Annotated in this window: 12 protein-coding genes; 5 read left to right on the forward strand and 7 right to left on the reverse strand. The window is 46.9% G+C overall.

Translation table 11 applies throughout. The annotated features are described in order from the left end of the window. Positions 1-236 precede the first annotated feature (236 nt). Both ACFFUV_RS06275 and ACFFUV_RS06280 read left to right on the forward strand, forming a co-directional pair. Positions 237-1,001: a DeoR/GlpR family DNA-binding transcription regulator gene (locus tag ACFFUV_RS06275; RefSeq protein ID WP_390190540.1), complete on the forward strand. Its 765-nt coding sequence runs from the start codon at positions 237-239 to the stop codon at positions 999-1,001. Between the two features lie 147 nt (positions 1,002-1,148). Then, positions 1,149-1,715: a DUF3237 domain-containing protein gene (locus ACFFUV_RS06280; protein ID WP_390190541.1), complete on the forward strand. Its 567-nt coding sequence runs from the start codon at positions 1,149-1,151 to the stop codon at positions 1,713-1,715. A 95-nt stretch (positions 1,716-1,810) separates the two neighbouring features. Here ACFFUV_RS06280 and ACFFUV_RS06285 read toward each other — a convergent pair whose 3' ends face one another. From ACFFUV_RS06285 to ACFFUV_RS06295, 3 genes are all read right to left on the reverse strand, one after another. After that, positions 1,811-2,221: a DUF2000 family protein gene (locus ACFFUV_RS06285; RefSeq protein ID WP_390190542.1), complete on the reverse strand. Its 411-nt coding sequence runs from the start codon at positions 2,219-2,221 to the stop codon at positions 1,811-1,813. Between the two features lie 93 nt (positions 2,222-2,314). Further along, the gene (locus ACFFUV_RS06290; RefSeq protein WP_390190543.1) at positions 2,315-3,226 is read right to left on the reverse strand and encodes a transporter substrate-binding domain-containing protein; all 912 of its coding nucleotides are present in this window, start codon (positions 3,224-3,226) and stop codon (positions 2,315-2,317) included. A 386-nt stretch (positions 3,227-3,612) separates the two neighbouring features. Beyond that, entirely contained in the window at positions 3,613-3,771 is a 159-nt protein-coding gene (locus ACFFUV_RS06295) for a hypothetical protein (RefSeq protein WP_390190544.1), read from the reverse strand. 353 nt (positions 3,772-4,124) lie between these two features. Between ACFFUV_RS06295 and ACFFUV_RS06300 the strand changes: the two genes are divergently transcribed. The 3 genes from ACFFUV_RS06300 (at position 4,125) to ACFFUV_RS06310 (ending at position 8,810) form a co-directional block, all read left to right on the forward strand. Then, entirely contained in the window at positions 4,125-5,132 is a 1,008-nt protein-coding gene (locus ACFFUV_RS06300) for an LLM class flavin-dependent oxidoreductase (RefSeq protein WP_390190545.1), read from the forward strand. A gap of 92 nt (positions 5,133-5,224) precedes the next feature. After that, positions 5,225-6,241 (forward strand): lipoate--protein ligase, encoded by a 1,017-nt coding sequence (gene lplA / locus ACFFUV_RS06305; protein WP_390190547.1) that lies wholly within the window; start codon positions 5,225-5,227, stop codon positions 6,239-6,241. Positions 6,242-6,434: 193 nt separating this feature from the next. Next, positions 6,435-8,810 (forward strand): helix-turn-helix transcriptional regulator, encoded by a 2,376-nt coding sequence (locus ACFFUV_RS06310; RefSeq protein ID WP_390190549.1) that lies wholly within the window; start codon positions 6,435-6,437, stop codon positions 8,808-8,810. Positions 8,811-8,914: 104 nt separating this feature from the next. On the opposite strand, the gene ACFFUV_RS06315 is transcribed toward ACFFUV_RS06310, so the two are convergent. Genes ACFFUV_RS06315 through ACFFUV_RS06330 form a run of 4 tightly spaced genes read right to left on the reverse strand, consistent with a single transcriptional unit; the run spans position 8,915 to position 14,837 of the window. Then, positions 8,915-10,489 (reverse strand): ABC transporter substrate-binding protein, encoded by a 1,575-nt coding sequence (locus ACFFUV_RS06315; RefSeq protein ID WP_390190550.1) that lies wholly within the window; start codon positions 10,487-10,489, stop codon positions 8,915-8,917. An 18-nt stretch (positions 10,490-10,507) separates the two neighbouring features. Beyond that, positions 10,508-11,587: an S-methyl thiohydantoin desulfurase family protein gene (locus ACFFUV_RS06320; protein ID WP_390190551.1), complete on the reverse strand. Its 1,080-nt coding sequence runs from the start codon at positions 11,585-11,587 to the stop codon at positions 10,508-10,510. 1 nt (position 11,588) lies between these two features. Beyond that, complete coding sequence (locus ACFFUV_RS06325) at positions 11,589-13,142, reverse strand: hydantoinase/oxoprolinase N-terminal domain-containing protein (protein WP_390190552.1); 1,554 nt, start codon at positions 13,140-13,142, stop codon at positions 11,589-11,591. Positions 13,143-13,157: 15 nt separating this feature from the next. After that, a complete protein-coding gene (locus ACFFUV_RS06330; RefSeq protein ID WP_390190553.1) occupies positions 13,158-14,837 on the reverse strand; it encodes an ATP-binding cassette domain-containing protein in 1,680 nt (559 codons plus the stop codon). Positions 14,838-14,842: the final 5 nt, after the last annotated feature.

A 14,842-nucleotide genomic window follows, 5' to 3' on the forward strand; every position in this document is an offset into this window, starting at 1 on the left:
GACTTACAACCACTTACCAATCGACTATAACACTTAAATTTACCCATTATTTAATGTGACAAAAACCAAATATTGCACTGTTACTTACGTATATTCAAGCTAAACAAGGAATATTTGCCGCTTTAATGCGCTGTATTGTCGTCATGACTATAAGTGATTATACGCGAATACAAGTGTTTAATAATGGAGAATGAGGTAAACTGGCTTTCAACGTAGACGCAGAACACGCTGATGATATGACCCAAGAAGAACGTTTAATTGCGATTGAAGCACACATAAAAAGCCAAGGAAAAATTACCATTGAAGAGATTTGTCACGCCTACGACATTTCCTATGATTCCGCTCGCCGTGATCTCGTTAAGCTCGCGGATTATCCGGGAATATTGAGAATTCGAGGCGGAGCGATCCTTGATGATAAAAAAGTCACGCTTTCCTACAAACAGCGCTCAAAAAACGATCCGGTGAAACAGTCACTGGCGGCTTATGGCGCTTCGTTGATTAAACAACATGACATCGTCTTCCTTGATGCGGGCACCACCTGCGCAGCCCTTGCACACTATCTTGATCTGCCTTCGAGCGTCATCACTAACTCACTGGAGAGTTTGAATGAGCTCAGTGACAAATCTCAGATTAAGAAGTGTATTCTCGGAGGGATGTTCGACGATTTTTCTCATGCGATTGTCGGCAATATCACCACTCAACAAATTGGGAAATACCAAGCCAATAAAGCCTTTATTGGCGTTAGTGCGCTCAGTGAAACCGGCATCACCACCGATTTAGAAACCGATGCCGAACTGAAACGGGCGATGGCCGCTCAGTCAACTCAAGTGATCTGCATTGCCGAAAGCAGTAAATTCAATACCCAATTAATGTTTCAATCTTGCTCATGGGCAGACATCGATTTTGTTGTTACCGATCAAAGACCACCTGAAAACCTAGCGATGCAGATGGAACGACATGGCGTGGAACTGATTGTTGTCGACGCCCACTCAGAGAAGTAATAACCGTTAACTTGGGCAATAAAGGTCATGGTATGGCGCAAGAATCGACATATTCACCAAATAGCCAATCCTTTACAGTTGTTAGTAACGACTTAGTCGCTCTCCGCACTCAAGCGGAGATCCCCTGTCAATGGAGCGATAGTAGCTATGCTAAAACGTATTCGAGCCAATTTATTGTTTTTTCTTGTCATCATTAGTAATCCGCTTTGGGCGCAACCAGAATCACCGCCCCCAATGAAAACCATCGATGTCGATATTGCCGCACATCAAATTCCCAAACGCGTTGAGCCACCAAAAACCTTTGAAGTGATGACATTAGTTGTCAAACTCGATGCTTCAGTGGAAATTGGTGAAAGTGACAGTGGCGTGAGGCGTTATGTCCCAATTACGGGCGGATACTTTCAAGGTAAAAATATCTCAGGTACGGTGCTTGCTGGCGGCGCTGATTGGCAACTGCAGCGGCCTGACGACGTCTTAGAAATTGATGCGTTGTACAGCATTCGAACCGAAGACGGACAAAACATCATCATCCATAATACCGGGCTTGCATCAAGAGATGCAGAGGCGGGCGAGTTTCCTTACATTAGAACCACACCAACCTTTCAGGCGCCTATCGGCCAATACGACTGGTTAAATAAACGGGTTTTTACCGGCACGATTACGCCGATAAAAGGCGCTAATGCGGTGGTGATTCGAGTCTTCCAAGTTGACTGATGTAGAGCGTACTGGCAGCAACAAGCAAAGAGAAATATTGCCAAAGCTCTAATCTCTCTTTGCTTATCGTGCGTTTTAAAGGTTGTGAAGGTGGGCTAATCGTGTAATTTTGCGCCTTTAAACACTTTATCCACCAGTGTCTTGTCACCAAACATTGCGATACCCACCAGCGGTAGCTGCGACGTCTCATATTGATATACCGTTTTCCGGTTCGCTTCATCGTTTCCAGATTGGAACATGTCATCAATAAAAATCGCCGTGTCCACTTGCTGGCGATTCGCTCGCTGAACAAAAGTCGATAACTTATCTCTGTTGGCTTTTAGTACGATGATCGGCTGAACGCAAAGTGGTAAATACCCCTGTCCAGACGCATCACAATAAGTTTGCCCTGTTGTCACTTGCGGAGTTTGAGTCACGCCTCCCGACAAAAAGCTCACAACATTCAGCTTTTGCCAAGTCGGTAGGTCATCAGCAACAACAATCGCAAATTTAGTATCAAACTGCATAACATTCCTTTTCATTTTCACTGTCAGAGTAAGTATAAAAACCTCGGAACAAGGAAAATAGAATGAAATTGCGCTTTGCAGCGTTCACTGAACCTATCGCTTAAAAGCGTCTGGCTGATAAAAGTACTTCAAGTATTCGCTTTCAAGCTGCTGAAGATTAGGATTGGTCAGAGGAAACAACTGTCGTGCTTCAAGGGCTGCAAAATCGAGGCTAGCCCCATAAGCTTGGCGCCAAAGCGTTTGAATTGACCCATCTTCAAAAGCTTTCTTAAGTCCTTTGCTTACTCTCTCTAAAGCGAGCGTATTCGCTTTGTGAGTATAAAAAAATCGTGGCAGCGGATAATAGAGAACAAACTGCTGATCAATCTCTATGCCGCTAAGAGACGCATGAGATTGATATTCTTGGTAAAGTTCATTGGCTCCGCGACAAAAAAGATCAACTCGATTGTTAGCCACCATCAAAAACAGCCCTTCATAACTGCTGTTTTCAAATACCTCAAACCCATTTGCGCGCAATATGCCAACGTCAGCCCAGCCTCTACCTTGCCCATGACGCAGCGCTTTAATATCACTCAGTTCAAGTTTTTCAGGCAGCTGCGCTTTAGCGGTTGGCGAAATGAAGCAGACTCGGTAATCCACAATACCGAGATCAATCGGAAAGCCGACAAAATTCATGGTTTGAGGCAAACTCTGTTCATAGCTAAGTTTGATAAAAAAGTTAGCCCGCTGGTTTTTTTCAACCAAGTGGATGGCTCGCGCATAATTCATCGGCCCACTAGGCTCAAGGCGAAACTCTCCATATTCATCAATGGTTTTTTCTAATGCTAGCTGAAGCACCGCCAAATCATAATCATACCGTTTGTCATTAACACTTTCCGCCGAGCGATAAGTGACAATCAAAGGTTCTTTGCTATCGCTAACCGCAGGAAAGCAGACAACAACGCAACTTAACGCGCTTGAAAGCCAGTGATTGGACAATCGTAATGACGTGAATAATGACCACATACTCAAAGGCCCGTTGCTAAATGCTCTACACAAAGCGTACAACACTTTTAACTTTTGAGTGAAAAAGTCATTTGCCAACAGTGGAAAGCAGAGTTACTCACAACGACAAGTCGCAATGAACATAATGTTATAATGTCTGAGAGGTGGAATGTCTGAAAGGGATAGAGTAAGGAATAGAAATCAAGGAAGCTATTACGGTCTGAGTAGGTTCTTCGCCGAGTGGCATAAATGTCGGTCGAAGAACGAATACTCAGAGAGACTAAAATCACAACCTATCGTTATTATCGTTCAAATGTGTAATTTCATTACGTAACGTCAATGACCGTGTTTGTGGTCGATTACGCCTGCTAGTTATCAAACGATTGAGGTTGTTGGTTGTGATTGACTTAGTTAACCCAGGTAAACGCCATAACTGCGGTGAATGTTGCGGCGACAGCCCAAAATGTCACGACCATAGCTAACTCGCGTGCTACTGTAGCGAATTTTGATTTACCTTCGTTGCGTGATGCTGGAACGCTAATACTTGCTGCTAATTGTGAACTCATGATCTAACCCTCATGTTGATTTATGTGTCCTTGGTCAAAATTATGGCAATAAGTGTGACCCAGGTCAACATAATCACGTAAGAAAATTACGATAGAGTTGAATAATTTGTTACAAGTTAGAATCACAAAATGGAATATTATGAAGGTGCGCTTTCCCCCACTTATCTTCTGGTTTTTATGATCTAAATCAATTTTCGCCATCACGGCTTCCCCGCTCAGTACCGCCGACTTAGACCATTTTCCTCTATGCTCGAGCGTAATCGCATTTGACTTCCCCCTACTGAGTGCTTTTCAATAATGAGCGATATACGATTTAGATCGTTCACCCCATAAGATGTTCACAAGGAGACGCCATGGCTTTACTGTCCGATATTCCTTTCTCTCTTCTCGAGCTAGCACCTATCCGTGAAGGTTCGAGCGTTGGAGAAACGCTAAAGCAGAGCCTGCGTTATGCCCAACATGCTGACAAACTAGGATTTAATCGTTTCTGGTTTGCAGAGCACCACAACATGCCAGGTATTGCCAGCGCAGCAACGTCTGTACTGATAGGTCAAGTTGCTGCCGCGACAGAAAATATTCGTGTCGGCGCAGGGGGGATTATGCTACCAAACCACCCTCCCCTAGTGGTTGCAGAACAATTTGGCACACTTGAAAGCCTCTACCCTGGACGTATTGATCTTGGCCTTGGGCGGGCACCTGGCAGCGATCAAATCACTAGCCGAGCGCTCAATCGTGATGAGCGGCGAGCGGATAAATTTCCAGAAGAAGTGAGCGAGCTACAGCGTTTGCTTGGCCCTTATCAAGGCAAACAACCCGTTCGCGCATTTCCTGGAGAAGGCTCGAACGTACCTATTTGGCTGTTGGGATCAAGCCTATTCAGTGCCCGCTTAGCAGCACGTAAAGGCCTGCCATATGTCTTTGCGGGGCATTTTGCTCCTCGCTTCCTCTACGATGCTATTGAGTTATATCGTCGAGAGTTTCAAGCGTCTGACGTCCTTGATAAGCCTTATGTCATGGTCGGCTTGCCTTTGGTTGCCGCTGACAGCGACGAGCAAGCCGAGTATCTAGGAACAACATCGAAACAGCGGATTTTAGCTCTGATTCGTGGGCAAGAGCTGTGGATGAAACCGCCCGTTGAAAGCATGAGCGGCCTATGGAGTACACAAGAGCAAGAGTACATCGAACAAAACTTCCTGAGCTTGTCGGTGAGTGGCGGCCCTGCGACCATCCAACATCGTTTAGAGATGTTTGTCCGCGAACTCGGCGTCGATGAATTTATCTTTACTAACGATCTTTATGATCAGCAAGATAGACTGCATGCCCTTGAGATACTGGCCGAGCTCAAACAAGCAGACCTGTAGCGATATATCCGGTAAAAACGGGCCAAATGGCTCGTTTTTCTTTATCAGTGTCAGTAAGATAGGCGCATTGTTAAACGCCATAACGTATCGTGATGAAGACAACCCGCATTTTAATCTCAGACTCGACGGACCCTTGGTTCAACTTAGCCGTTGAAGACACTATTTTTCGCTCAATGCCTGCCAATCAACGTGTTCTGTTTTTATGGCGCAACGCCGATACCGTTGTCATTGGACGTGCGCAGAACCCTTGGCGCGAATGTAAAACCGATAAAATGGCTCAAGACAAGGTGAAACTGGCACGCAGGCAAACCGGAGGGGGGGCGGTGTTTCATGACCTTGGCAATACTAATTTCACTTTTATGGCGGGAAAACCAGAATATGATAAAAGTGTGTCAACCTCCATCGTGCTCAATGCACTCAGACGCATTGGTATTAACGGGGTCGAAAATGGTCGCAACGACTTAGTATTGGAAGAGCAAGACAGCATTAAGAAGTTCTCTGGCTCAGCGTATCGCGAGACCATCGATCGCGGCTTTCACCATGGCACCCTACTGCTTAGTGCTGACTTAAGCCGCTTAGCAGACTACCTAAATCCGGATCCGAAAAAGCTCCAAGCCAAAGGCATTACGTCGGTTAAATCACGAGTGATTAACCTAAATACCATCAAACCGGACATCACCCACCAAGACGTTTGCCAAGCGATGATCGCCGCTTACAGCGACTACTACCAGCAAGACGTCATTCCAGAAGTAATTTCACCTCAGCACTTTACCAACTTGCCCGGCTTTGAAGACAAATTTGCCTTGCAAAGCAGTTGGGACTGGAACTTTGGTCAAACACCGCCGTTTAACCATCGTCTCGATAAGCGCTTTAGTTGGGGGGGCGTTGATGTGTATCTTGATGTCGAAAAAGGCAGCATTCAACAAGCCACGATATTTACAGATGCGCTCGACCCGACCCCAATAGAAAAGCTCGCGGCCTCACTGCAAGGGCAAAGTTATCAACAGCATGCCATCAGTAATCGCTTTGATGACGTAATTAACGCTTACCCACAATACGCCACCTTACTCGATGAGGTAAAAGCTTGGCTATTATCACAAATTGATTAACACCATCGATTCAATCTATACCGTAAGCGTCGTTTGACGCTTACTCCCCATCATAACAACCAAAGCATCAGGCATTATCACACCCCAAAGTAGCAATTAACCGGTAATTAATCGGCTCAACTCTGTTTTCAGACTAGCGCTTCATGGTACCTTGGCATGAAGGTGGTTATTCGTAACAAGGAACACAACACCCATGCAGCCTAGGCTCTCTTTGATCCATCAACTCGCCGCAATCAAAACACCCATTGTGATTCTCAACGGGCTTCCCGGGAGTGGAAAATCCGTCGTTTTAAAACAGCTGGCCGATTATCTTGGGCAAGAACTGCGCACCAGCTTACCGCAACCTGAGCAGCATTCTCTGGGATGTGAATTGTTTTGGGATCCGGTGAGCGGCAGTTTTCAGCAACACTTTCAACAAGTGATTGACCAGCTTCCCGAACTCGAAGCGCGTGGTCAAACTCTGTATATGACAGCAAGTTGGGTTGGTGCTAACCAATGGCTGTCATCCGCTCTGCTTTATCAAAAAGTCAGCATTATTGAGCAGCACCAACTGTTTATGTCTGAATATGAAATTCAAACTTGGTACCCAAACCAAGACGCCACTGAGATCTGGCTACAAACAACGGGATGGCCCGTGTTGGTGGCGAACTGGAATGACATCAAAGCCGAGCGGTTTCAGGACTCATGGTATGATTTCGTTCAAACTCGTATTCTGCCGCAGTTGCCGTTTCACCAACAGCAACTGCTGGTCGCGTTGGCATTTTGTCCAACGCTTAATCATAACAGCATCAATCACCAGCAACTTAATATTGAATCCGTGGCACCGCTGATCCAGCTCAATAGCCTCGGCGAAATGCGCCTTGGCGTCCCATACCTTCGCTCTGTTCTCCAGCGGATCGCTGGTAATGAGTTAAGGCTTTACCAAGGTGCGATGCGCTTAGTTTCAAAACATCATCACCTTGCAGGGCAGCGTATTGAAGCGATTCAAACCGCAGTTCAATCGAGCAATTTCGACCTCGCCATGCGTTGGTTTAAAGACAATGGTGGCGGGATGTACGGCTATTATCACGGGTATCAAGAACTGGAACAGGTGCTAAACCTCTTTCCCGAAATGATGCTGAAGCAAGAGTTGCAATTGGCGTGGGCAAAAATGTTAGCGCTTTTAAAATCCCATCAATCGATAGAGGCGCAGCACTTCATTGAGAGCTTACCTCTGGATAACCCGGTATGGCTCGATTCCCCTCAGCAAAGAGGCATCGTTAACCTGATAAAAAGTAAGCAAAAGGTCTATTTTTCTTCAACCACAGAGCAGTTGCAAGTTGACCGCCAGCAGACGATTGAGAGCTCCTTTGCCGACCATCATGGCGCCCTGATGAGTTATTACAGTTCGACGTCTGTCAGTTACTCGAATCAAGGAGAATGGTTTCAAGCCGCGGTTTATCAAGACAAAGAACTGGCTCTGGCCAAGAAGTACGATATCCCCTACCTGATATTTTACTGTTACTTCAATAAAGCGCGCTTCGACCTACGTATGGGTTATCCAACCAAAGCTCACGCTCACATTACACAAGCGGAACGGGCGCTAAATCGCGTGAGCTATCGACGCACCTTAAGTTACGAACATAACTTTATCGATTTAGCCAATGGTCTCTATTTGCTCATGAGCGGCCACATTCAGCCAGCGATATTGCAGTGGGAAAAGGTGGCGACATTGCGCAAGCATTCTGAAGTTTGGCCGGACTTTCTGATTCAATTCCATTCATTTGGCCTGTTTACTCAATTATTTGAGCACTCGATGGACAACGCCTACCAGCTTCTCGATGAATTGCATTATGAGTTTTTGGTTTGCTTTGCCGACGATAGTGGTCACACCCTGTTTACTTTGCTGCGAGTACTGATCTTGCAGCAGCAACAGCGCTGGGTTGATGGCCAAAAGTACTTGGATAAATTGACCAATCACACAATGACGTCACCCCAAATCATTACGGGAAACTTACAAGAGCTATATCAATGGTTAACCCTGAGAAACCAGGTGGGTATGTTATGCATTCATCAACAAAAACGCGCGGCAACAATCACGGATACCCCCCTCTCTTCTTATCCTTGGATTGAAGTCGCCAACCAACTTCAGATTATAAAACTCCGCTGGTTCAAACGTGAATATGCTCAGCTACAGGCACCTCTTCAGGAACTGATCGTACGTTGTTATCGTCTCGATTTATGGTTTCCAGCGTTGTTAGAAAGTGATTGGTTTCACGCTGCGACACAATGGCTGTGGAAAAAAGACAAACACCGTCATGTGAACACCCCATTAGAAGCAGCGGTCAAAGCATGGCAACAACGTCATCAAGCCTTGACCAGTAATGTCGAGATAGAAGAATTGAGCGCCAAACAATTACAAATTGTTCAACGGTTAGCAGAAGGATTATCAAATAAACAAATCGCACAGTATTGTGGTATTAGCGAGAGTACCGTGAAGTTCCATCTTAAAAACTTGTTTAAACAGCACCAAATAAAAAACCGCCAGGCCTTATTGGCGCTGGCGAAATCCAAAAACTGGATCAAATAACAGGAAAGGAATAATTTGAAGTAACGGTGAATGTTTCAGCCCACAACTAGCCTCTTGACCATTCACCGTGGCTCAATTAAGAGCCGAACTTCTCGCCATAACGCTTACTTGCGGTTAGGACGACACAACCAGTTATACTTAGAAAAGTCATAGTAAAACCCTTGGATGGGCACGTACTGCATGTCCGTCAAACAGTCATTGATGACCATGCGGTAACGTGTGGTTTGCAGGAACGCATCAACTTGGTTATCCACCAAGTAACGCTGAATCTTTTTGTAGATAGCATTACGTTTGTCACTATCGAGTTCTTCACTCGCCTGAGTGATCCACTGATCGACTTGCTGGTCATTAAGCCACGACATAGAAGCCCATGATCCTGCCGATTGAGACGAATATTGGTTATAAAATACCGACAGGGGTGACGAATAGGTCGGCCCAAAGAAAATTTGGTTGACGTTAGGTGTCGTCTCCGGTTTGGCTGCAATCTCAGTAATTCGGCTCCAAGGGTCGGCTTGTAGCTTGACGTCAAAACCAATGCTTTGCAGGTTAGCTTGCATCATCAAAGAGATTTCCTCTTCATACGCAGAGCCCGCCACATAACCCAGAGTGAGCGGAATGCGTCCCCCTGCATATTTTGATTGCTTGACGTAGTCAGCCGCTTTGGCAAGATCCATATGTGGCGCTTCAAGCTCATCTAAAAATGCATCCTTAAACAGCGCCGCTAATGGGCCTGACATGGGATCACCGGGGTGTAACTCGCTGTTGACCAAGTCATAATCAATAGACAGCGCAATCGCCTTACGAATGTTCACATCATCTGTCGGCGCTAACTGATTATTGAATTTGATGTAATAGCCGGTTGCCGTGCCCATGTTTTGAATATGGTAACCATCAATTTTGTCGATGGCGGCAAGGGTTTCATTGGCTTGATAAATGCTGCTGAAGTCCAATTCACCCTTGTTAGCTAAGGCTTTGATCGTCGATTCATCTTTGGTGATCAACACGCGTACTTTTTCAAGCGGATTCTCAGGGAACCCCGCAAAGTAGTCATGGTTGCGCTGTAAAATGACTCGGCTACCACGTTGCCACTGGCTGAGTTCATACGGGCCTGAACCCAGAGGATGACTGGCAAGGTAAGTCTCTGACCACTCGCCACCTTCACTGTGCTCCTGCGCAATGTCTTTGTCGATCACAAATAGCAGCGGTGTCATCGCCAGAAAAGCTGACGAAGACGTTTTGAGCTTAAATTCAACAGTATGCTTATCAATGGTACTGACACCATCGGCATCCAGAAAAGGAGTGAAGAAGCTAGACGGCCCCTGGTTTATCGTCATTAAACGCTGAACAGAGTACACAACATCGGCCGCTTCAATGGGATTGCCATTTTGGAATGTGGCATCTTCGCGCAGATGAAAGGTAAAGGTTTTGCCATCTTCGCTGGCTTGCCAATCTTTCGCCAGTAACGGTTTAATCGCCCCTGTCGAATCTGCGGTCGTTAAACCGTCATACAGGTTCACCGCCATCAAGTATTCGGTGTAATCGCTGATTTTCGCGGGATCAATCGTGCCGACTATCTGAATCACGTTGAGCGTTGCGGTTAAATCATCGTAGTTTTCGGCCAGTGCAGGCTGTGCCAACATCAGACCCGACATCAATGTCACAAGAGGTTTATAGTTCATAATACAATTCCCTTTTGATTAAACTTGTTCAAATGGTTGGTAAATCACATCGGAATAACCAAATGCTTTTGGCCCAACCACTTCCAGCGCACGGCTTGAGCGCAATAGCGGATGACAAGGAATACCCAGTACCGCCACTTTTTGCCCGTAGCGCAAAACTTCCGTGGTAATCGCATGTCCCGTTTCAATATCTAAAATGATGATAAGATCCGGCACGCTGCATTTGACTTCACCACCAATGCGGAAAATCAAATTTTCGTTTTGAATATCGACACTGGCTTGCTGGCCATTAAACGTCGCAATGCCCTCCAGCGATAAATTGCCGCGAGTGAAACCTGCCGCCATCTTGCGCTCTAAATCGACGATCTTACCTTCAAACAGAACTTGACCGTTTTCTTGACGACAAATCTGTTCAATTGGATTCACATTGGCTTTATTCGCCTCAAGAACAGCGCGCCCCAAGTTACGGGCTTGTGTTACCGTACCTGGCACCGCATATTGCTTAACAAAGCGACCACTCATCGGTGCTTCAACCATTCCGGCTCCCGCGCCCATTTGAACCACGCAGCTGCGTGCCAACCGTTCAAGCCAAAATTCATCGACTAAGTGTTTAAAGATCACGGTATTACCATGGGCATCAGACATGGCCGCCGGCATGCTGCAATGACCGTAAATACTAAAGGTGGTCATCTGCATTTCAGGAAAAGCACGGCCCATACCATCACCGTCCACCAGCGGTAAATCCATATGCGCAGCGATGGCTGCCGGGCGAATTCCATTCGCTCCGCCGATTTCAACCGCAATGATCGCATCAACTTTACGACCCACTTCTTCTTCAAGCGCTTGAATCGCTCGCACGATCTCTCGGCCTTCACAAATTTTTTCCATCGACACTGCTGGAGCACCGATATTGCCAACGGAAATCACTAAGGCATCATCATCTAATTCGCCAAGACTCACGAGTCTCACTTTCGCACCTTGGCGCATTTCTGCCAAAGCATGTAACTTGCCGTAGTAAGGGTTACCACCGCCTCCAGTGCCCAAAATCCCAGCGCCGATCTCAATCGCTTCGATATCTTTTTCTGTTAATTCTTGCATCTTAAAACTCCAATTCACCGACGACTTTGACTCGAATGCGCGTTGCATTACCCGGCAGATAAGCCAGCGGAACATCTTCTTGATCAACCAAGGTAATCGTCTCGGCTTTCGCTCCCGCTTCAATCGCTTTGTCACTTGCAGCTTGCTTGGCTTGCTCTAACGCTTGCTCGCGAGAGATATCAGCGAGGCTAAAAATGCGGTCGACTTCACCACTCACTTGAGCAATGGCAGCGCCGACGGCGTTAGCGACAGAAAAATGATTAGGACGAATAGTGTCGAGGTCACCAATTTGTTCCGCGGCAAGCACAGAACCTCCCCCGACAACAATCACCGGGATTTTGGCTGCCGATAAGCGGTTCTTTTCAACCACATCCACAATAATCTCATCAATGATGCCTAGAGATTCCATGACTTTATTGGCATCTAGGTCAGCGACATGACTTGCCTCACCAACTTGCGCACGACCGCTTGCTACCGCAATATCCGTCGCGGTCAGTTCTTGTCCACCAAACACCCAAGCCCGTTCACTGATTTGGTAACCGACACTATCAGGGCCGATGGTGATGCCATTCGCGCTGTCTCGAACCAGACTTCCCCCCCCCAGGCCAACGCTGACCATATCAGGCATGCGAAAGTTGGTGCGCACGCCGCCAACATTGACAGACATTGCCGCTTGGCGTGGAAATCCTTGCTGTACCAGCCCCACATCGGTGGTCGTTCCGCCAATATCGACCACAATTGCGTCTTGCTCTCCGGATAGGAATACCGCGCCGCGCATCGAGTTGGTTGGGCCACTGGCAAAGGTCAAAACCGGGTAACGCTCAACGAAATCCGCGCTCATCAAGGTGCCATCATTTTGGGTAATGAAAAACGGACAACTCAAGCCACATACCGACAGAGCTTGACCAAAGGCAGTCACTGTTTTACGGCTAAGTTGACGCAAACTCGCATTTAAGATCGCTGCGTTTTCACGCTCCAGAAGTCCAATACGTCCAACTTCGCACGACAACACCACATCACACTCAGGATGAAGCTCATTAATTAAGGTGCGTACACGATATTCCGTATCATCGTTAACCGGGCTAAATACGCAGCTAATCGCTACTGCATTGACTTGGTTGTGCTTTAACTCCAGCGCAATTTGACGAATGTGTTGTTCATCGAGCGGATTAATCAATCGCCCGTCAAACTCATAGCCACCTTTGACTAAGTAGCAACCGCCATCAACCATGGTCTGAATATCTTGCGGCCAATCAGAAAACGGAGGCACACTTAGCGTGGCAGGCAAGCACACTCGAATCACGGCGGTTTTTTGCAGATGCTTACGTTCCACGACCGCATTGGTAAAATGGGTAGTCCCAATCATGACCGCACTGATCGCTTGGCTATCAATACCCGAGGCTTTCAATACTGCGTTGAGCGCGTTTTCGATCCCAGAGGTGACATCCGAGGTCGTTGGCTGTTTGGTCGCCGCTAAAACCGTATCATTTTGCATGATGACCGCATCCGTATTGGTGCCGCCAACATCAATTCCTATCCGATAATTGGATTTCATCGTAACTCCTTGTTCTTATGCTGATTGCAACACCGCTTGCGCATCAGCATCACTTAAATACGGTTTATGACGTTCTTCATCTTCACTGATCACTGGAATGGCGCGAATCAAGGCTCGTGTGTAGTTGTGCGTCGGCTCAGCAAACAGAGCTTGAGTTTCCCCGACTTCCAGCAGCTCGCCGCGATACATCACCGCAACGCGATTACAGAAATGGCGCATTAAGCTCAGGTCGTGGGAGATAAATAGATACGTTAAGCCCAGATCGCGTTGAAGCTTTTTCAAAAGCTCGATAACACTTTTTTGCACAGAGACGTCCAATGCAGACGTGGGTTCATCCAGCACCATGATGGTCGGATTCGCCGCCAGCGCACGTGCGATAGCCACACGCTGCTTTTGCCCGCCAGACAAGCTTGATGGGTACATCTGCGCGTACTCTTCAGGCAGCTCTACCAGATCAAGCAGCCGTTTTATCTCCTGCGCGCGGCGTTTTGAATTGCCAATAAACTGCAATGGTACGGCCAGCGTTTGAGCGATCGTACGTCTAGGATTCAATGACGCCGCCGGGTTTTGATGCACCATTTGAATACTGTGGCGGTTCGCTTTGTCCGCACGCCAAGTTGCCAGTGGCTTAGACTCAACCATGATGTTGCCATCACTGCTGTCGATAATGCCCATCAACATTCTTGCCAATGTCGTCTTGCCTGAGCCAGACTCCCCCGCTAGACCAAAACTGTCGCCGTGATGGATTGTCAGGTTGAGCGGCTTAACCGCATTCACCGACTGAGTGACTCGACCACGCCAATCCTTTTTGCCGTGAAATGTTTTACTGGTTTCAACAAAATGCACCAATGTTTGCGGCTTAGAGTCGCGTTTAGATGGCTGCTCATCACTGTATAAGCGTGGGACGGAATCAAACAACCTTTGAGTGTAAGAGTGCTGAGCTGATTGAAAAATCGTGTCAACATAACCGTGCTCGACGATGCGTCCATGCTGCATTACATAAACGCGATCCGCCGTTTTTCTTACCACACCTAGGTTATGGGTAATCATCAACAGAGCAAGTTGTTCCTCTTTCACCAGTTGATTGATTAATTTGATAATTTCATCTTGGGTGGTGACATCCAGCGCGGTGCCCGGTTCATCCGCAATCAGTAATTTAGTTGGGTGCAGCAGCGCCATTGCAATCAATACTCGCTGGCGCATGCCACCCGATAATTGCCAAGGATAGGCGTGATAAACGCGCTCCACGTCCGGTAGTTTGACTTTTTCGAGAACGCGACAAATATGTGCTTTACGTTGCGCTTTGCTGTGGCGAACGCCAGTAGTCCGTTCCACAAACTGCATGATGTCATTGAGATGGGTACTGATTTTAAACACCGGATTGAATGACGTTTGCGGGTCTTGCTGAATCATAGACATCACCGTGCCTTTAAGCCCTTCACGCTGATTCACTGCCATATTCAGCAGGGATTGCCCTTCAACGTGGATGTCCCCGCCGAGGATCTGAATTTGATCCTCGTTGAGTGTCCCCATTAACATTTTACTGGTGACACTTTTCCCTGAGCCAGATTCACCAATTAAGGCAACCCGCTCTCCGGGATAAATCTCCATCGATAGATGATGCAATACTTGACGAGTACCGCCGTACACGCGAAACGCCAAACTAAAATCATTAATTTCAACTAAAGGCTGCATACTAC

The organism is Vibrio olivae (assembly GCF_042428525.1).
GTDB classification, from domain to species: domain Bacteria; phylum Pseudomonadota; class Gammaproteobacteria; order Enterobacterales; family Vibrionaceae; genus Vibrio; species Vibrio olivae.

Bases quoted from the DNA above. Each gene is read 5' to 3' on its own strand.
- ACFFUV_RS06290 (WP_390190543.1), bottom strand. From the start codon at position 3,226: ATGTGGTCATTATTCACGTCATTACGATTGTCCAATCACTGGCTTTCA.
- ACFFUV_RS06280 (WP_390190541.1), top strand. From the start codon at position 1,149: ATGCTAAAACGTATTCGAGCCAATTTATTGTTTTTTCTTGTCATCATT.
- ACFFUV_RS06285 (WP_390190542.1), bottom strand. From the start codon at position 2,221: ATGCAGTTTGATACTAAATTTGCGATTGTTGTTGCTGATGACCTACCG.
- ACFFUV_RS06315 (WP_390190550.1), bottom strand. From the start codon at position 10,489: ATGAACTATAAACCTCTTGTGACATTGATGTCGGGTCTGATGTTGGCA.
- ACFFUV_RS06310 (WP_390190549.1), top strand. From the start codon at position 6,435: ATGCAGCCTAGGCTCTCTTTGATCCATCAACTCGCCGCAATCAAAACA.
- ACFFUV_RS06300 (WP_390190545.1), top strand. From the start codon at position 4,125: ATGGCTTTACTGTCCGATATTCCTTTCTCTCTTCTCGAGCTAGCACCT.
- ACFFUV_RS06320 (WP_390190551.1), bottom strand. From the start codon at position 11,587: ATGCAAGAATTAACAGAAAAAGATATCGAAGCGATTGAGATCGGCGCT.
- lplA (WP_390190547.1), top strand. From the start codon at position 5,225: ATGAAGACAACCCGCATTTTAATCTCAGACTCGACGGACCCTTGGTTC.
- ACFFUV_RS06325 (WP_390190552.1), bottom strand. From the start codon at position 13,142: ATGAAATCCAATTATCGGATAGGAATTGATGTTGGCGGCACCAATACG.
- ACFFUV_RS06295 (WP_390190544.1), bottom strand. From the start codon at position 3,771: ATGAGTTCACAATTAGCAGCAAGTATTAGCGTTCCAGCATCACGCAAC.
- ACFFUV_RS06330 (WP_390190553.1), bottom strand. From the start codon at position 14,837: ATGCAGCCTTTAGTTGAAATTAATGATTTTAGTTTGGCGTTTCGCGTG.
- ACFFUV_RS06275 (WP_390190540.1), top strand. From the start codon at position 237: ATGACCCAAGAAGAACGTTTAATTGCGATTGAAGCACACATAAAAAGC.